General features: G+C 65.3%; 15 protein-coding genes. 5 read left to right on the top strand and 10 right to left on the bottom strand.

Annotation, left to right across the window (positions count from 1 at the left end):
* The first annotated feature begins 27 nt into the window (after nt 1-27).
* Together PMO31116_RS07125 and PMO31116_RS07120 are read left to right on the top strand one after the other, a co-directional pair.
* Complete coding sequence (locus PMO31116_RS07125) at nt 28-1,218, top strand: IpaD/SipD/SspD family type III secretion system needle tip protein (protein ID WP_150566108.1); 1,191 nt, start codon at nt 28-30, stop codon at nt 1,216-1,218.
* An 8-nt stretch (nt 1,219-1,226) separates the two neighbouring features.
* Complete coding sequence (locus PMO31116_RS07120; protein ID WP_174970938.1) at nt 1,227-1,751, top strand: hypothetical protein; 525 nt, start codon at nt 1,227-1,229, stop codon at nt 1,749-1,751.
* Nucleotides 1,752-1,810: 59 nt separating this feature from the next.
* Here PMO31116_RS07120 and PMO31116_RS07115 read toward each other — a convergent pair whose 3' ends face one another.
* Entirely contained in the window at nt 1,811-3,613 is a 1,803-nt protein-coding gene (locus PMO31116_RS07115) for a winged helix-turn-helix domain-containing protein (protein WP_150566106.1), read from the bottom strand.
* A gap of 345 nt (nt 3,614-3,958) precedes the next feature.
* Here PMO31116_RS07115 and PMO31116_RS07110 point away from each other — a divergent pair, with 345 nt between their 5' ends.
* The 3 genes from PMO31116_RS07110 (at nt 3,959) to PMO31116_RS07100 (ending at nt 7,204) form a co-directional block, all read left to right on the top strand.
* Nucleotides 3,959-4,426, top strand: a complete 468-nt coding sequence (locus PMO31116_RS07110; protein WP_150566105.1) for a hypothetical protein — start codon at nt 3,959-3,961, stop codon at nt 4,424-4,426.
* Nucleotides 4,423-4,755 carry a hypothetical protein gene (locus tag PMO31116_RS07105; protein ID WP_150566104.1) on the top strand — a complete coding sequence of 111 codons (333 nt, stop codon included), beginning with the start codon at nt 4,423-4,425 and terminating at the stop codon, nt 4,753-4,755. The genes PMO31116_RS07110 and PMO31116_RS07105 overlap by 4 nt, the downstream gene beginning before the upstream one ends.
* Nucleotides 4,756-4,822: 67 nt before the next feature.
* The gene (locus PMO31116_RS07100; protein ID WP_150566103.1) at nt 4,823-7,204 is read left to right on the top strand and encodes a hypothetical protein; all 2,382 of its coding nucleotides are present in this window, start codon (nt 4,823-4,825) and stop codon (nt 7,202-7,204) included.
* Nucleotides 7,205-7,390: 186 nt separating this feature from the next.
* On the opposite strand, the gene PMO31116_RS07095 is transcribed toward PMO31116_RS07100, so the two are convergent.
* The 9 genes from PMO31116_RS07095 to mreC form a co-directional block, all read right to left on the bottom strand.
* Nucleotides 7,391-7,900, bottom strand: coding sequence for a hypothetical protein (locus tag PMO31116_RS07095; protein ID WP_150566102.1), 510 nt, complete (start codon nt 7,898-7,900; stop codon nt 7,391-7,393).
* 140 nt (nt 7,901-8,040) lie between these two features.
* The gene (locus tag PMO31116_RS23620) at nt 8,041-8,424 is read right to left on the bottom strand and encodes a CesT family type III secretion system chaperone (RefSeq protein ID WP_174970934.1); all 384 of its coding nucleotides are present in this window, start codon (nt 8,422-8,424) and stop codon (nt 8,041-8,043) included.
* Nucleotides 8,399-9,334, bottom strand: coding sequence for a hypothetical protein (locus tag PMO31116_RS23615; protein ID WP_174970931.1), 936 nt, complete (start codon nt 9,332-9,334; stop codon nt 8,399-8,401). Before PMO31116_RS23615 ends, PMO31116_RS23620 begins: the two co-directional genes overlap by 26 nt.
* A 115-nt stretch (nt 9,335-9,449) precedes the next feature.
* Nucleotides 9,450-10,712, bottom strand: a complete 1,263-nt coding sequence (locus PMO31116_RS07085) for a protein-tyrosine phosphatase family protein (protein WP_150566100.1) — start codon at nt 10,710-10,712, stop codon at nt 9,450-9,452.
* 104 nt (nt 10,713-10,816) lie between these two features.
* Complete coding sequence (locus PMO31116_RS07080) at nt 10,817-11,908, bottom strand: hypothetical protein (RefSeq protein WP_150566099.1); 1,092 nt, start codon at nt 11,906-11,908, stop codon at nt 10,817-10,819.
* A gap of 291 nt (nt 11,909-12,199) precedes the next feature.
* Nucleotides 12,200-13,348 carry a rod shape-determining protein RodA gene (gene rodA / locus PMO31116_RS07075; protein WP_150566287.1) on the bottom strand — a complete coding sequence of 383 codons (1,149 nt, stop codon included), beginning with the start codon at nt 13,346-13,348 and terminating at the stop codon, nt 12,200-12,202.
* The gene (gene mrdA, locus PMO31116_RS07070; RefSeq protein WP_150566098.1) at nt 13,348-15,573 is read right to left on the bottom strand and encodes a penicillin-binding protein 2; all 2,226 of its coding nucleotides are present in this window, start codon (nt 15,571-15,573) and stop codon (nt 13,348-13,350) included. The genes rodA and mrdA overlap by 1 nt, the downstream gene beginning before the upstream one ends.
* 52 nt (nt 15,574-15,625) lie before the next feature.
* The gene (gene mreD, locus PMO31116_RS07065; RefSeq protein WP_023598106.1) at nt 15,626-16,138 is read right to left on the bottom strand and encodes a rod shape-determining protein MreD; all 513 of its coding nucleotides are present in this window, start codon (nt 16,136-16,138) and stop codon (nt 15,626-15,628) included.
* A 9-nt stretch (nt 16,139-16,147) separates the two neighbouring features.
* Nucleotides 16,148-17,116 carry a rod shape-determining protein MreC gene (gene mreC, locus PMO31116_RS07060; RefSeq protein ID WP_150566097.1) on the bottom strand — a complete coding sequence of 323 codons (969 nt, stop codon included), beginning with the start codon at nt 17,114-17,116 and terminating at the stop codon, nt 16,148-16,150.
* Between the last annotated feature and the right edge of the window lie 14 nt (nt 17,117-17,130).

Raw genomic sequence — 17,130 nt, 5'->3', positions numbered from 1 at the left:
ACGCCCCAGACCACAAGGGAATGCACAATGAACCCAATTTCCGACGGGCTTCTCCCGCCGCCCTCGCTGTTCGACGACCCGCGACTTCAACCGCTCAAGCGGCTCCAGGAGTCCGAGGTGGACGGCGTCGATGACCGGCGCCCACCGGTCGACGATGCGACGCGCGACGACGCGGGGGCGCACAACGCGCTGATGGAGGGCCTCGTGACGAGCACGACGCAGTTACTTGCTCGACTGAAGGCAATGAACGACGCGCTGGTCAAGCCGTACGGGCCCGCCGAGCTCGACGATTCGCGCGACGACGTGCGCGTGGCCGCACAGGATCTCGAGGCGCGCCTTCGGGGACTGTCGTCGGCCAACGTGCCGATTGCGCCCGATGCCCGCGACGCCCTTCTGGACGCGATACCCGGGCTCCGCCCGCGCAACCTGCCTCCCGGCGCGACGGACAGGCCCCCCGGCGTGACGAATGTGCCGCCGCCGGCGACGCCTCCGTCCGACCCACCGAAAGCCGATACCGAGCCGCCGCCCATGCCGGGCATCACGAACACACCGCCGGAGGACGAGGAAGACCCTTACAGCGACTCCAAGCTGTGGGAGGATATCGCCGAGCTGATCGGCGATATCAAGGAAAACTATCTGGATGCGTATTCAGAGGCCGTCGCCAAGTACCTGGCGTTCAACAAGGCGCTCAGCGATCTGATCTCGAAGCTGTCCAGCTGGATCACAACCAGTTCGGATGGCAAGGAAGTGACACTCAACATCGGCGAGCTGAGAAAGGCGCTCAATGACATCCTGGCCGAGTTCAAGCCGCCGAACAAGAATTCCGTGCTGTATCCAAAGCAGGACAAGGATGGAGAGGAAATTGAAGGCGGCAGCAAGGAGGATGCGGAGAAATGGGCGCGTGATTTCGGGTTGCCCGAGTCGAGCGTGCAGGAACAGCCGGAGGGCAGCGGGAAGTGGGTGGTCGTCATCGATACGTCGCCGATCGATCGAGTGCTCGACAGCATTCCCAAGGATGGCGACGAGAAGAAGATGAACCCGTTCGAGCTCGATATCTGGCGCTCGGGATTCACGTCGCAGGAAAACCAGGTGAAGACCATGATGCAGCAATTGATGCAGCGCTACACCACCGCGAACTCGACCTACGACAATCTGGTGAAGGTACTCAGTTCCACCATCGCTTCGACGTTGGAAGTGGCAAAGGGGTTTTTCCGGTAATGCAGCAGATGGGTACTCTCAGCCATTCGGTGAGCGGACACGGCACGTTGCGCCTGCCGTTGTCCGTGGATCCGGAGGCGGGCTTTCGGGCGGGGCCGCTGCGCAATTTGCCGTCGCAGGCCTACTTTTCCCGATTGCTTCGCACCGGCGACGCGCAGTCGCTCGGCGTGGCGTTGATGATGGTCGTGCGCGACGCGTTCGACCCGTCGCCGCTCTCGGACATCGCCTTGCGGCGGCAGTGCATCGCCATGCGCGACGCCGTGCTGCCGCGCGACGCCATGCGCCAGCGCGAGATCCTCGATCGGTTCGCGCGAGGCGAGGCGAAGCATCTGGGCGATGCGCTGGGCCACATGATGACGCTGCTCGTCGTCCATCCGCAGCGGGATGCGCTGCGTGCCTTCGCGTTGCAGCTGTTTCAGCGCGATTCGCCCGCAGTGGTGCAGATTTGCCGCAATCCGCTCGTGGCGACGATGCTCGCCGGCATCGGGCTCTTTCCAAAGCCGAAGCCGCATCCGGCACCGACGCTGCAATAAGCGCCATCGACCCTGCGCTCACCGGGCCCTGTCGTCATCGGCAGGGCCTTTTGACGTTGTCAGAGCGAGAAAAGCGATTCGAGCCGAGGATCGTGGCGGTACAGGCGTTGCCACGGATACCAGTCCGAATGCATGCGACGCCACGCCTCGCGCGCAGTGGGCAGACCCTGGGTGCGCAGGATAAGGGGCAACAGTCCGGCGCGCACCTGTCTCGGGTCGATTTCCGCGAGCAGTTGCTCGGCGGCGCGTCGCGCGTCATTGCCACCGCGCGCGAGCTCGACGTAATGGCGATTGACGCGCAGCAGGCCCGTATCGTCACCGGTTTCGCGAACCGCCCGCACGAGCGACTCAGCCTCGCTGTGGCGACACTGATGCGACAGCATGGTCGCCATGGCGCTGATCAGCACCGGGTGATGCTGCCCGAGGCGTAGCAGGTTCTCCCTCGCGAACGCAATGGCGTCGTCGGTGCGCCGGTCGAAGAACAACGCCCACGTCTTCAGGATCGTGGCGGCGATGAGACTGGGGTCGTGCTCCAGCGCGATGTCGAGCGCCATTTCCGCAGCCTTGGCTTCACCCTTGAGAATGCAGTGCCAGGCGTGGTGATAGCGCACGTACGGATTGGAGGGCGCCGACCATAGCGCACGATCGAACAGAATGTTTGCCACGCTCGACTCGAATTTCATGCTGTGCAGAATGGCTAGCAGACTGATCGCGTGCGGATCTCGCGGCGCAAGGGCCAGCGCGGCCTCCACTGCCGCACGAGCGCCGTGCAGCGCAGCCTTCTGATCGAAAAGGCCGAGATGCGCGAGTGCGAGGTAACACTCGGCCTGACCGCAATACGGCGCCGTGCGCGAGGCGCCTTCGCCCACGCATTGGTGGAACAGCTGCAACGACTGTCGTAGGCTCGACGGGGTGTGCTGCTGGAGCTTGAAGCGCGCGTGCAGAAAGGTGGTGGCGCAATCGAAGGTGTCGAACGAATGCGAGAGATGCACCGATGCGCCCAGACCGGGCAGATGCTTCGTGACGATGTCGGTGATGCGGATCTCGATCGGCAACGTGGCGCTCGTTCCCACTGCATTCCGAGCGCCGCTTGCACCGTTCGTGCTGCTGTTACCGTTGGAACCGCTAATGCCGTTGGTGCCGTTGGTACCGTTGGTGCCGTTAGTACCGACAGTACCGTTCGCGCCATGTGTGCCGCTCGTTCCACCGAAGTCGGTCAAGGCAAAGTCTTCGCTGAACTTCAGCTCATGGCCGTCAGAGCGAACCAGCTCGATGCGTAGTCGATCGGTGCCGATGGCATGCCCTGTCACGTAGAAGTCCGGTGTGAAGCGCTCGACGAATTCCGCGATGTCGTGACATTCGAGCACGGTCCGGGTGATCGATGCGGGCAGCACACGCAGTCCGTAGGCCGTGTATTCGAACAGGCGCGTCACGAGCCGGTCGTGCAGCATCAGCGTTTGCGCCATGGTCGGCAAGCGAAACGGCATGATGGCCAGTGTGCACAGCGCGGCCGCGCGGGTGGCGGCTGACACGATGGCCACCGATCGGCGAATCCGGTAACCGGTGCCGTAAACCGTCTCCACGATGCGATCCGATTTCTTCTCGCGCAGCACGCGCCGGATCGCGTAGATGCAGCGCGTGAGCGACTCCTCGCTGACATCCTGGTGTGGCCACACGAGGCTGAGCAACTTGTCCTTGGTGACGACTTCCCCAGCGGCTTCGAGCAGGGTTCGCAGCACCGCCACTTCCTTGGGTGGCAGGCTGATCTGACGGTCTGCCTGTTTGAGAACGCCGTTGGCGTCCAGCGAGAAATCATCGAACAGGTAGACCTTGCCGATGTGCGGTGAGCTGATCTGATTCACTTGCCGTCTCTCCTGCCGGTCAACCCTTGCTCGTTCCGCGCGCCTGCGACGGCTCGCGGTATGACCGGTGTCGTGCAGAGGACGTGTGACGTGTTTGCATTCGGATGCATCGACGCAGGGGGTACCAGAGAAATCATGTTCCTCAAAGCGTGGAGACTATGCGACGAACGATCGCCCGCGTGGGTGCACGCCCTGAAAAATGGGCCAAATCCCTTGAGGGGAGGGTAGACGGTACCCATGGAACTGTTCTACATGGGCGAAAGATGAAATGCATTGTCACAACAACACCGGGATGATGTTTGAAAGCAAGACGCGTTCCCGAATTCCGACTACCTATCAGAAATCATGGATGTCCCCGCTGGGTTCGGCAGGTCGATATCGTCGACCGAGCTTCGCAGACACATCGCGGCACACCCGGTGCGCGCGTCGATCGATGCGCCTCCCGCACTGCACGGCCATCTCTCGATGGTCACCTTGTGCGATGCGATGCGCGAGCGTTGGGAAGTCGACGTGACGCTGCACCGCGAAGCGATATTTTTCGAAGCGCTCGACCACGACATCTATGTCATCCGGCACAGCGACGGCACCCACATCGAGCGTCGCATGTCTGATGCCGACGATGACGCCGCCGCGCTCGCGCTCGGCATGAACCCCACGCTGTTTCGCCGACGGATGGCCTTCGGCGTGAGCGGACCGACCCTGGTCCTGCATCGCTATGTGACGCCGTGGGAAAGCCTCGATGGATGTCTGTCGGCGGTGCGCGATTTCGTCGTGGTGTCGGATCGGATCAAACGCGAGCTGGTGCCGGCATGAGCGCCGACATCGTCGCCTTGCTGCTTGCCTCGCTGCCCGACACCGTCGGGGAGTTCCTGCAGGCGCGCGCGTCGCAAGACGCCGACCCGTTCTGGTTGCTCGAATACTCCCGAGGCGATCTCACGCTGCTGGTTGCGCCATCGAAGGGCGCGCCGTTGCCCGAGGTGCGCTTCGGCGAACGTACGCCCGAGTGCGACTTCTGGTTGTGCGGGCCGACCGTCATGGGCGCGCGCTGCATGCATCTCATACACGGTAGCGGCGTGGGCGCCACGCGCGCGGCGATCGTCGCTTGCGTGGAAATGTTCCTGCGCGCCGTGATTTCACTGTGACGCCCGCATACGTGCCTCGTGACGAGGGCACGCGCGGGTGTCGAACATTCTGAGGAGAGTTCGTCCCATGGGTACTGTACCGATCCCCCAGCGCGTCGGCGTTCAGACGACGCGCGTGTCAGGCGACGCGTTGCCTGTCGTCATTTCACGCAACGAAGGCGACGCGCAGGTCGCGAGCGACCCACGGTTGCTGCCGGCGGCCAACGGCAGCGACGAGATACCCGCCGTTCGCCTGACGCGGGCGGCGCACCCGCCCCCCGTCTCACGTGCCGAGGCGCAGGCGGCGATGTCCTCGCTCTGGAACGTATATGTCCAGTGCCGCAAGACATTGGGGTTGGCCGATAGTGGCAGGAAGCACGACGATCTGAAGTCGCGGGTCGAGGCGTTCATGAAGGCGTCGGAGAACGCGGAAATGGATGCGGAGGAACTCCGTCGCGCCTGCGGTCTGTTTGGCACGATGCAGCGGGCGCTGACCCGCCACGCCGATGCCGCCCCGCGGTTTCCCCGGGTCTACGAAAGCGCGATGTATGTGAGCCGTGGATTGAAGTGGCAATTCAGGGCAAGCGCGCACGAGTCGATCAAGCGCAAGCTGGATCAGGCGCTTCACGACCGATTGGCGTCGATGAAGCCCGGATCGTCCGAGTCGATGAGCGCGTCGCTCGGATCGGGTGTGAACGTGATACCTGGCGTGGGCGTCAAGGCCGGTTATGGTTACGACGCGGACTTGTCGTTCACACCGACGGAATGGCTGGTCGACACGTCGGGCCATAGGGTCTCGATCGCCGCGGATACGCAACTGCTGGGGTTCATGAAGGCGGAGCTCAAGCTCTCGGGTACGGCATCGCGTTCGGAGATCTACGCGTCGCTGTCGGACTACGTGGCGAGTGCGAGCCACAAGACGAAGACATGGTTGCGGCAGGGACCCCTGACACTGATCGCCAAGATCCGCGACCTCTTCTCGCTGTCGTCGACCTATGAGCGCGACGTGGAGCGCGCCGATATCAGTCGCCACTTTCTCGACAAGCACATGCGCAATCTTTGCGGCAAGAGCTTCGACATCGTCGGGCGCGACGTGCAGCGCGGGCCCATCGAGCGGCACGACACACTCATTGGCGAGGTGAGCGGGGGCGCGTCGGCCGAGATCGGCGTGTCGGCCAACGTGAAGGTGGCTGCACGTAAGTACATCACGCTCAAGCACGCGGAGATGGACATTCTGTCGCTCGCGGAGTCCAAGCCTGACGAGGCGCGTCGGCTGTTGTCGAAGACCCGCCTCGTGTACGATGCGGCGTCGCTGATCCAGGCCGCCCATGCGCACGTCGAAACCTCCAGCGAGCGATTCACGCTCGGCGCGATGGCCGGCATCGACGGCGGCGGCCGCGAGGCGATGGAGGCCGGCGCCCAGCGCCTGCTCGAGCAGTTCGCGCTGCTCAAGCTCGACGGCGACCTGCCGGCCGACACGGAATCGCTGTTGATGGATGTCTTCACCGAAAACCAGCGCATCCTGCGGCCGAAGGCACTCGCGGTCCACCAGCTCAGTTGTCGTCAGAACAAGTGGCAGGCGGAGCTCGACGCCGGGGCGGGGATGGGGATCGGGCTTCCCTTCGGTGCCCACGCCACGGTGACGTTCGAGAGGGTCACCGAGGATGAGGACGTCAACTACTGCGGCAATTTTCTGAACGTGACGATCTCCGGCGCGGTCAACGCGCTGGGCTCGATCATGGAGTCGCTCAATGCGGCCGGGGTCCGGGCGGGCGGCACGTGGGGACTTGCCGATATCGAGAACGCCCTGCGCGCGGGGGACGTCTCGTACGAGGTGGGCGTAGTGAGCACGCTACGCTTCAAGCTGAAGGAAAACGGCATTGCGCTGATGTACTCGACGCGGGGGATTCAGACGACGCTCGGCGGGCAACTGAGCGTGCCGTCGTCGCCGATCTCGGGCTCGGTCGGCATGACGCAGGTGACCCATTCGGCCGACGTCCTGACCATCGGCAGCGGTTGCCTGGATCTGCTCGCGCCGCTTGCCCGCATGCGCCTGGCCAAGCCCGATTTCGGCGGTCCGGAATGGTGGAGCGGGTTCGCCGAGAACCACAAGAAGGAGTTCGACGACACGTTCGTCAACATTGCCGAGCGTCGACCCGGCACGCCGCTCGAGGACGATCTACAGCGCATCGTGCGTGAAGTGCCCGCCACCCGCGCGTTGCTCGACACGCTGACAGAGGCGGCGCGCCGCCACGCCGAAACGCCGACGCCGTCGCATCGCGCCGAGGCCAACCGGGCATTGGCCGACTTCATGTTGGCCTACGTCAAAGGGGGGTATGCCGAGAAGACCTCGAGCCAATGGAGCTTGTCGACCGATCGCAAGCGGCTGCCTCAACGTGAGGCGAGCCCGCCGCCAGTGCGTGCGCAGCGCGCCCCGTTCTCGCAGCCGCGCGCGGGCGGCACGGCCTGACCGACTCCGGGCTACGTGAGCTAGCACGCGTCGCATGATCTCCTTCCGGCGAGCCTGGCGGGAGATCATGCAGGCATCGAATGGCGTGCCGCTCGCGCAGTACTTGCGAGTGACTTGCGCGCCAATGACGCTCCGGCGCGGCGCCGCTGGTGCATTGGTGGGGCGCGAACACCCGGTCGACCTTTTTCAGCGCTTCGGCGGTGCCGGTGGCGGCCGCAGGTCGGGTGCCGGAGGGATGCCGAGCGACATGGCGCGTGCGGGGGGCACGTCGGCGCCTTGCGCGCCGCGTCGCAGGGTCAGGCCATCGCCGTTGGCGGCACTCGTTCGCTTTCCCTGCACGTTCAGCGTCGAACCGCTCTCCGTTCGCCGGACGGCGGCCTCGCGCGGCCGCTGCGCGGTGATCTCGCCGCGCGCGGGCGTGTCCGGGCGCACGGCCGCCCGGACTGTCAACGACGGCACCACCCTCATGGGTTCGAAACGGGGATCTTCACGCGCCGCACCGGGTGCCCCCGGTGCGGGAGGAAGGCGCGTCGGGCGATGCAGGGTGACGACCCATCGCAGGACCGTCAGTCCGGCGAAGACGGCGCGAACCCGGGCGGCGAAGGCACCCCAGCGTCGGGGCTTCGGCCCGCGCTTCTCGCGCGACACGAATTTATCGGTCCGTGTGTTCTGCTGGGGAGGCAGACGAAAGTCCATGCCGCCGTATGAGACGCACACGCCACGCTTGGCGTGTCCGATACGGGCGTGCGGCGGCAGTTTCGCGAGGTCGCGAGGTGGGGGGAGACGTCCTGAGATGGCGTTGGGCATGGCGATGGCGCGCAATAGGAGCAGCGGGGTCAGGCGGCTTTGGGCATGGCCTGGGCGACGTCGAGCAGCTCACCGAAGGCGTCGGCCAGGGTCGACCTGTCCTGACCGAATAGCGGCATCTTGACCCAGCAGTTCAGCACGCCGTCGTCATTCAGGGAGAACACCGGCTGAATGGCGTCGGCGCGCAGGTGGTTGGCCTGCAACGCGACGAGCAGGGAATCGGAGGTGATCGCGTCGGTGAACTCCGCGAGCATGAACCACGATGCCTGGTCGATCGCGCCGAAGTGGACCGACATGCCGTCTTCGACGTCCAGACTCACGACCTCCTGATCCGGCGCCGGCTCGAACGCCGCGAAGCCGATATGCCGAAGCAGCTCACTGACAACGTTATGAAAGGGGTGAAGGTCGTGCATCGGGAAGCGTCCTGGACAGAGATGAAGGATCGATCGCCTGAGCGTTCGGCTCGATGGCCGTGCGGTCGTGTGACGTGCAACCGGGCAGTTCGCATGGCGACGCGGTGTTGCGACGATGGCGAGAGCGGGCAAGGCGCGCGAGCTCCTGGTATTGGCGAAAGGTCGGATCGAACGACTGCGCGCCGATACGGATGTCTCGCAGCACCGCATCGACCGATGCGTTGCCGCGCTCCAGCAATGCGGCGGCAGCCAGCCACATGCCGAGCCGGGCGGCGCGATGCCCCGACTGAAGCACCGGATCGTGCGTGACGAGATCGCGCGTTTCGGCATGAAACAGGCTGTGGCGCCGCGTGTGCTGCGCCGGCGTGGTGGCCTTGATGCGCTCCGCCGCGTAGTGCAGATGCGAGAGCGCGTCGGCGCGAATGATGGGTTCGCCGTCGTGGGTCCAGGCCTGTAGCGCCGGAAACGTCACGACTTCGCTGCCCTGGGTGATCGATACGACGCATGTGCGCAAGTGCGTGCTGTCGTGTCCGCACACCCCCTGGGTTACCACGTAGCTTGCATAGGCGATGTCGCCGAAGCGCACGCTCGTCGTGCGCAAGGGCGGGTATAGCGCATTGCGCGCCCGCAATTCCTCGTCGGAGGCAAGCGCGATCAGTACCGAAGGCGGTGCGATGAACCAGCGCCGCAGATACCGCTCGATGTCGGCGGCCTTCGGGGGCTCTCGTCTCAGGGCGAGGGTGCGCTTTGCGTATGACATCGCCTGCGATTCCCGCGGCAGCTTGAGTGCGGCCTCGGACGCCGCGTCGATGTGGCGATCCGGCGTGCCGCGGGCCGCGCCGCCGCGCGCGCGGGACGCGGCCGTCGCCCGGCGGCCGCCGCCGGGGGTGTCGTTCGCGGGTGGCAACATGATCAATCTCCTTCACACGATGGCATCGCGTAACGTGGGGTGGCGAAATGCGGGAGGGCAAGCGGGCGGCAACGCAGCCAAGCCGGCGGGCTGCCGCGCGGGACTTCGCATGCGGCTAGCGGTGCATCAGCAGCGGCACGCGCAGATCGTCGGCGAACGCCCCAATGACTTCGAGCTGATGCGTCGTGCCGATGAGTTGCGGGGAGCCCGTCAACCGGATATCGGTGACGACCTGCTCCACACTCAGACAGTCGGGCGAGCCACGAGACAGCGCGAGTGCGGCAACGAGCACGCCGGCGATGCCGTCGGTGTCATCGAAAACCACGACGGGACAGCCGGCGGTGCCGGCAGGTACGCCACGCGTCGGCGTGTCGTCGGGCATCGGCATGTGCCGCAGTGCGTTCTCGACGAACTGAAGCGTCTGCGTGACGTATAGCCGGTCGGACGGGACATCCGGCGTGTGACGATACGGCGCATGCAGCACGGAAAACGTGACGTCGCGCTCGCATGAGCGCAGCGTGGTCGAATAGGCGCTGAAGTCGGTGACGAATTCCGCCGCCGTGCTTGTCGTGACGTGACGCCGTTGGACGTGAATCGGCCCGTCGTGACGCTCCGCGCCGTGCGGCTCGCATTGCGGTGTGACATGCACCACGACCGGCGGGCGCAGCGTCATCAACATGCTCAGATACGCTTCGACTGCACCGGGCTGCGGTGTCTGACACACGACCGCGAGCGGTCGATCGCCGACTCGCACGACGCTCGCGGGCAGGCACGTACCGTCGTGCGCACGCAGCGCGGTGTGCCGTGCGACCCAGAGCTTGCGCTCGCGGCTGCCCGGCAATTCACGGTGGTAATGGTCGCGGTAGGGAGAGTCGCGCTCGGTGAGCAGCTTGTAATGCCCCACGAGGTTCTGCGCCGAACCCATGCGTAGCTTGAGTTCGGACAGCGCGTCGTGCGCGCGGCCGTGCTCGAGAATGTCGATCGCGCAGACTTCCGGATTGCCACGCCAGTCGAGCTGTCGCCGGATGCTTTGCAGCACGCGTTGCTTGACGCAAGCCGACGCGTTGCGCACCAGCCAGACGATGACGAACGGCTGATCGAGGCGCATGGCGCGAAGGCCCGGACGCGTCTGCACCACGCCGCGCGCGGGCAGACTCGCCAGCGCCAGCGAGGCGAGCGCCATGTCGCGCGCGCGTCGCCAGAGGCGCGGGTGGCGGTAGGCGCTCCATCCAATGAGCAAAATGAGCTTGCCGTCGCGCGTCACGCCCACGGTTGTCCTGGCAGGGTCGATCGCGTGACGGCAGATCAGTTGATGCAGCTGCTCGGCCTCGAGACTGGTCATGGTGGCCGCGTTGATCTGGGTATGGATCGATGCCATGCGTGGTTTGTCTCCCGAATTCTGAACGTTCGTCAGCCAATGGTCATGGTCGGCGAGCGATGTCGCTTGCAGGATTGGCTCATGCCCACGCGCGCGGCCTTGCGTCACAACGTCTGGTTCGTCCGCATGCGATGCGCCAGTCGAACGGTGCGGGGCGACCGGCTCAGATCGTCGATGTAGGCCTGACCCCGCTCGCTGCCGGCGGCGGAGGTGTCGCTGTCGCTGGACGCGGATGACGCTGCCGACGCCTGGCGTGCGATGTCGGGCGTGCGGGGTGCGCTGGGCGTGTCGAGCGTGGCGGGTGTGCCGGATGTTCCGACGGGGGCGGGGGATTGCGCGTGCAACCTTGGTTTGGGGATGGGACGCTGGGGCACGGGGTCGTCGTCGGCCAGGATGCGTGATTGCGTGGGAAGGCCCTCACCTTTGTTCAACAAGGCGTTGTATGTGCGGATCAGGCCCTGTCGATCGGATTTCGGTGGCACCGGCGGCAGTGCTTGGGAGGCGGGGGGCGCGGTGCGGTCGTCGGAGTAGGGGCGTTCGGCACGATTCACCGGGGACATCGACGGGGAGCCATACGGGAAGTGATAGGGCGGCGGCGGCGTGTCGGGATGGCCGCCGCAGGCCATCGTTTCGGGAGGACGGTCCAGCACGTGAAGCGCGCGACGGTTGGACGCCTCGATACCTTCACGCGTCGTTTTGTACCGCAATTCGACCGCCTTGCCCGGGGTGTATTCAAGCGACTTGCTCGAATAGTTGGAGGCGCGCGACGGCGTGGGGCTCGGCTGTGGGCTTGCCGCGTCGAACCCGTTGAACAGGCGCGACGTTCGAAGGTTCGCCAGCGTGACCATCGGGTTCACCTTGCCCGCCGCACTGCGATGCGAGGGGGCGTCGGTAAGCGGCTTGCCGACGCCTGTGGCCGACCGAACCAGGTCGACCAGCTTCCTGGCGGGTTCGCTGTTCAGGCGCAGATGTTTCGGATTCAGGTGGCTGCGGCGCTCGCCCAGCAGGTCGTTGCGTTTCATGAACGACATGGCGCGTCGGCATTGCTGTGGGTGAAGCAGGTACTTGTGCCCCTTGTAGACGACGAGCGTGCCGTCGTTCCTCATCGCGAATCGGAGCTTCGTGGGGTCGGCCGCCGCCAGATTGTCGATCAGGGGGGCGGAATTTGCGGCCAGTGCCTGCAATGAGATCGTCATGCCAGAGCCTCTCTCGGTGAGTTGCACGTCGCGGGGCGTCGCGCCATGCCAGCGGGGCCGGCGCGGCGCAACGCCCCGCGCGCATGCGTTGTCGGGGTGGCATTCTTTTTATTCAAATTGCGCCGGGCGGTATCCCACGTTTCGCTCATTGAAATGAAGTGGCAAGCGGCGGTGCGGCACCGGCGAATCGGGTTCGGGACGTATCCCACGACGCGCGTTCCCGGCGACCGGTAAAAAAAAACGGCAGGGCGGATGCCCTGCCGTCTTGCTGGCGTGATCGGGATAGACTCGCTAGCTCTGCATGAGACGCTTTTCTCGCGCGACACTCATCAGAATGCCGACCCCGAGGCCGAGCGTCACCAGCGCCGTGCCTCCATAGCTCATGAAAGGCAGCGGCACACCCACCACGGGCAGGATGCCGCTGACCATGCCCATGTTCACGAAGGCATAGGTGAAGAAGATCATCGTGACCGCGCCGGCGAGCAATCGGCCGAAAAGCGTGGCACCGCTCGCCGCGATCACCAGCCCGCGCGCCACGAGCAGCAGGTACAGCAACAACAACACACCTTCACCGATCAGGCCGAACTCTTCGGCGAACACCGCGAAGATGAAGTCGGTGTGCTTTTCCGGGATGAACTCCAGGTGCGCCTGCGTGCCCTTGAGCCAACCCTTGCCCGTTGTGCCGCCCGAGCCGATGGCGATGACGGACTGGATCGTGTGGAAGCCCTTGCCCAGCGGGTCCGACGTCGGATCCAGCAGTGTGCACACGCGGTGCTTCTGGTAGTCGTGCAGGACGTACCATTCGACGTCGGGCTGACAGATCTTGTCTTCGAGCGCGAGGATCGTACCGATGCCCAGCACGCCGGCGATGAGCACCGGCAGAATGAGTTTCCACGACAGGCCGGCCAGGTAGATCACGTAGAGACCCGCGGCGGCCACCAGCAGACCGGTGCCGAGATCGGGCTGCTTGGCGATCAGGCCGACCGGCACGCCCAGCAGCGCAATCGCGACGAGATAGTCGAACCAGCGGATGTTGCCTTCCCGCTTCTGAAAGTACCAGGCCAACATCAGCGGCATGGCGATCTTCATGATCTCGGAGGGCTGGATCACCATGCCGACGTTCAGCCAGCGCTTCGCACCCTTCTTCGTGAGGCCGAACATCGCCACCGCAATGAGCAAGGCCACGCCCGCGGTGTACAGCGGCACGGCGAACTTCATGAGCGTCTGCGTGGGCAACATCGCCAGCACCCACATCAGAATGAACGTGAGCACGATGTTGCGGATCTGGTCTTCCACGCGCCCGGGTACGTCGATGCTCGCGCTGTAGAGCGTGACCAGCCCCACGCAAAGCAACAGGAAGACGATCAGGGCGAGCGGTTTGTCGAACGCGGCGAAAACGCGTCGGACCTGCTCTTTCCAGGTGTGTTTGTCGAGCGCCATCATGGCGTTGCTCCTTTCGCGCCCTGGGCCCGGATGGCGGCGCGATGACGGGCCTCGTCGGCGACGGTCGGGCTCACGGCCGGCGTCTCGCGCTTCGGCGTGCCCGGAACGGTACCCCCCGCGGCGGATGCCTTGGTGTCGCGTGCGGGCGTTGCCGAGGTCGCCGACGCCGCTGTAGCTGCTGTAGCCGCCGTTGCCGCCGTTGCGCGTGCACCGAGTTCGGCCGCGCTCGCGGGCGGGGCGTCGGGCGTGGCCGAGATCGCCGTTGCCGCCGACGCCGCGGTGGCGCCGGACGCCGCCGCCTGCAGTGCGGCCGCCTCGGCGGCGCGTTCCTTCGGTTCGTCGATGAGGTAATAGTCGAGCAGGCGGCGGGCGACCGGCCCGGCCTGCGTGCCACCCCAGCCTGCGTTCTCTACGATCAGCGCGATGGCGATCTTCGGGTCGTCGGCGGGGGCGAAGGCGATGAACAGCGCGTGGTCGCGCTTGAACTCGGGAATCGCGTTGTGGTTGTACTTCTCGTTCTTGCCGAGCGAGTACACCTGCGCCGTCCCGGTCTTGCCGCCTGCCTCGTACGGTGCGCCGGCAAACGCCTGACGCCCCGTGCCCTCCTTGATCACGCCGACCATCGCGCGTTTGACGAAGTCGATGTCGGCCTGCTTGTAGGGCAGGCGCGCACTTTCCTTCGGCACGGTCAGCTGGCGCGAGTGTGTCACCGGGTCTTCGACCGCTTTCACCAGGTGAGGCTTCATCACCACGCCGTTGTTGGCCAGGGTGGCCGTGGCGTGGGCGAGTTGCAGAATGGTGAACGAGTTGTAACCCTGACCGATGCCCAGACTGATCGTCTCGCCGTCGTACCACTTCTGTTGCGCCGGCTTCTTGTACGCCTTGCGTTTCCACTCGGTCGACGGCAGGATGCCGCGCGCTTCGCCTTCGATGTCGATGCCCGTGAGTTGACCGAAGCCGAGCGGCGCCATGAAGTCGTGAATGGCGTTGACGCCGAGGTCATGCGCGAGCATGTAGTAATACGTGTCGTTCGACACCACGATCGAGCGGTACATGTCGATCCAACCCTGGCCATTGCGCACGTCGTTGCGGAACGTGTGGTTGCCCAGAGTGAACGAGCCCGTGTCCTGGAAGCCCCAGTTGGGCGTGCGCTTGCCGAGCTCCAGCGCGGCGAGTGCCATGAACGGCTTGTACGTCGAGCCGATCGGATAGGTGCCGCGCAGCGGACGATTGAGCAGCGGCCGGTCGGGCGAGTTGTTCAGGGCGTCCCAGTTCTGCTGGTCGATACCCTCGACGAACAGGTTCGGATCGAAACTCGGCGCCGACACGAAGGCGAGCACGTCGCCCGTCTTCGGTTCGATGGCAACGACCGCGCCGCGGCGTCCGGCAAATGCCTGCTCGGCCACTTGCTGAAGCTTGATGTCGATCGACAGCACGAGGTTGTCGCCCGGCGTGGCGGGAGTGCGGGAGATCGTGCGCACCGGGCGGCCGCCAGCCGTCACTTCGATTTCCTCGAACCCGGTAATGCCGTGGAGCTGTGTCTCGTAGCTCTGCTCGACGCCGATCTTGCCGATGTAATCGGTGCCCTTGTAGTTGTTCACATCGCGCCGGATGTCGTACTTCGCGCTGTCGCTGTCGTTTTCCTCGCTCATCGCCTCGATGCGCTGGCGGTCGCGCTGGGAAATCCGGCCGATATAACCGATGACGTGCGCGGCCGTCTCGCCGAGCGGGTACTGACGGAACAGGCGCGCGTGCACATCGACGCCGGGGAAGCGGAAGCGTTGCGCGGTGAAGCGGGCGACTTCCTCGTCGGTCAGTCGCGTGCGGATCGGCAGGCTCTCGAAGCTCTTGCTGTCGTCCATGAGCTTCTTGAAGCGCGCGCGATCACGCGGTGTGATTTCGACCACGTCGGACAGATCGGTGATCACGTCCTCGAGCGGGCGGCCGATCTTCGAGGGCGTGATTTCCAGTGTGTAGGCGGAGTAGTTGCGTGCAAGCACCACGCCGTTGCGATCCATGATCACGCCGCGGTTCGGCACGATCGGCGCGAGCGAGACGCGGTTTTCGTCCGCCTGCAAGGCGTACTGGTTATGACGGAAGACCTGCAGGTAGACGAAGCGCACCGCGAGCAGGCTGAAACAGATCAGCACGAAAAGCGCGGCCGCCGTCACCCGCAGATGAAACGTCTGCAGCTGTTGCTGGGGATTCTTGAACTCGGTCATGCTGAGTGGGCGGGCGAGGCTCGGTGGTGCAGTCGTACAGGCATTGTGCCCCTCAGATCGGACGCGTGTCGTCGCGGTCGACGGCCCGCTTCTGCGGCGCCAGCAGCAGGATACTGATGACCGGCCAGAGCAGCGCTTCGACGAAGCTTGCCGCGAGCGGCCACCAGCCCGGGAACGCGGCGCCGGTTGCCAGACGAATGATGAAGGGCACCACGTGCGCGAGCAGCAGCAGCGGCAGCACGGTCAATGCCTGACCGAGCAGTGTGAAGAACAGCACGCGGCGGTGAATCATGATCGCACCGTACGACAGCAGCGTGTACGCGAGTGCATGCTCGCCCAGCAGCCCGGCGTTGTGCACATCCATGAGCAACCCCAGGACGAACGCCACGCCCATGCCGACCTTGCGTGGCTGATGGATGTTCCAGAACATCAGCACCAGCGCCACGAAGTCGGGCATGGCGGGGGCGTGCCCCCACGGCATCAGGTTGACCAGGAACGCCACCACGAGGCTGAGCGCGATGAAGTACGGATTGACCGGCAGCAGAATGTATTGCGGTCGTGACATGTCGATTCCTCAATGACCCTTGCGGGCGCCCGGCGCGAGCTTCGGATCCGCGCGCGTGCCGCCCTTGGGCGCCGGCTTGGCGCCGCTGGCGGACGGATCGGAGGCGCGCGCGAGATCGGCGGCGGCGTCGGGGTGCAGCGCGAGCGGCGTGGTGTATTGCAGCACCAGCACCTGCCGCTGACTGCGCAGATTGGCCACCGGCTGACACAGGATGCGTGCGAACGCGGTGTCGGAGACTCGGTCGACCTTCGTGATGCGGGCCACGGGCAGGCCGGCGGGATAAATACCGTCCAGGCCGCTGGTGGCGATTTCGTCGCCGACCTTCACATCGGCCGACAGCGGAATGAACCGCAGGTCGAGCACGTCGCCGCGCAAGCCGCCATAGATCACGCTGTGCACGCCGCTGCGGGTGACCTGCACCGGCACCGCCTGTTCCTTGTCGGTGAGCAGCGTGACTTCGCTTTGCAGCAGGAAAACGCGCGAGACCTGGCCGAGCAGGCCCTGTTCGGTGACGACCGGCGCACCGAGCTTCACACCATGCTTCGTGCCGCGGTCGATCACCACGCGCTGCGTGAACGGGTCGCGCGTGTCGTATTCGATTTCGGCGGGGATGCTGGGTACGGGCAGACGCTGGCGCAGCTCGAGCATCTGACGCAGATGCTCATTCTCGGCGACGAGCTGATTGTTGCGCTGGGCCTGAACGGACAATTCCAGATTCTTTTCGCGCAGCGCGCTGTTTTCGCCGGTGAGCTGCGACTCGGTCGAGAAGAAGCTCGCGACGCCCAGAATGGCGTCGCGCGGCATCAGCATCATGCGTTGCACGGGATAGAGCGCGGTGCCGACGACGGCCCGGACCCGCTCCAGCGTGTTGTAGTGCGAGTCGACCACGAGCAGGCCGATGGCGAGCGCGACGAAACAAATCAGCCGGGCCAACGCCGACGGTCCCTGTTTGAACAGTGGCGGCGGACTGTACTGCATGGTGGGCCCTTCAG

Origin of the sequence: Pandoraea morbifera (assembly GCF_902459575.1) — a bacterium.
Classification (GTDB): domain Bacteria; phylum Pseudomonadota; class Gammaproteobacteria; order Burkholderiales; family Burkholderiaceae; genus Pandoraea; species Pandoraea morbifera.
Note: the sequence above shows the minus strand (reverse complement) of the source record. Positions and strands in the feature narration are given on the sequence as shown.

Coding starts and splice junctions, on each gene's coding strand:
- PMO31116_RS07125 (WP_150566108.1), top strand. CDS start 28: ATGAACCCAATTTCCGACGGGCTTCTCCCGCCGCCCTCGCTGTTCGAC.
- PMO31116_RS07120 (WP_174970938.1), top strand. CDS start 1,227: ATGGGTACTCTCAGCCATTCGGTGAGCGGACACGGCACGTTGCGCCTG.
- PMO31116_RS07110 (WP_150566105.1), top strand. CDS start 3,959: ATGGATGTCCCCGCTGGGTTCGGCAGGTCGATATCGTCGACCGAGCTT.
- PMO31116_RS07105 (WP_150566104.1), top strand. CDS start 4,423: ATGAGCGCCGACATCGTCGCCTTGCTGCTTGCCTCGCTGCCCGACACC.
- PMO31116_RS07100 (WP_150566103.1), top strand. CDS start 4,823: ATGGGTACTGTACCGATCCCCCAGCGCGTCGGCGTTCAGACGACGCGC.
- PMO31116_RS07095 (WP_150566102.1), bottom strand. CDS start 7,900: ATGGACTTTCGTCTGCCTCCCCAGCAGAACACACGGACCGATAAATTC.
- PMO31116_RS23620 (WP_174970934.1), bottom strand. CDS start 8,424: ATGCACGACCTTCACCCCTTTCATAACGTTGTCAGTGAGCTGCTTCGG.
- PMO31116_RS23615 (WP_174970931.1), bottom strand. CDS start 9,334: ATGTTGCCACCCGCGAACGACACCCCCGGCGGCGGCCGCCGGGCGACG.
- PMO31116_RS07085 (WP_150566100.1), bottom strand. CDS start 10,712: ATGGCATCGATCCATACCCAGATCAACGCGGCCACCATGACCAGTCTC.
- PMO31116_RS07080 (WP_150566099.1), bottom strand. CDS start 11,908: ATGACGATCTCATTGCAGGCACTGGCCGCAAATTCCGCCCCCCTGATC.
- rodA (WP_150566287.1), bottom strand. CDS start 13,348: ATGGCGCTCGACAAACACACCTGGAAAGAGCAGGTCCGACGCGTTTTC.
- mrdA (WP_150566098.1), bottom strand. CDS start 15,573: ATGACCGAGTTCAAGAATCCCCAGCAACAGCTGCAGACGTTTCATCTG.
- mreD (WP_023598106.1), bottom strand. CDS start 16,138: ATGTCACGACCGCAATACATTCTGCTGCCGGTCAATCCGTACTTCATC.
- mreC (WP_150566097.1), bottom strand. CDS start 17,116: ATGCAGTACAGTCCGCCGCCACTGTTCAAACAGGGACCGTCGGCGTTG.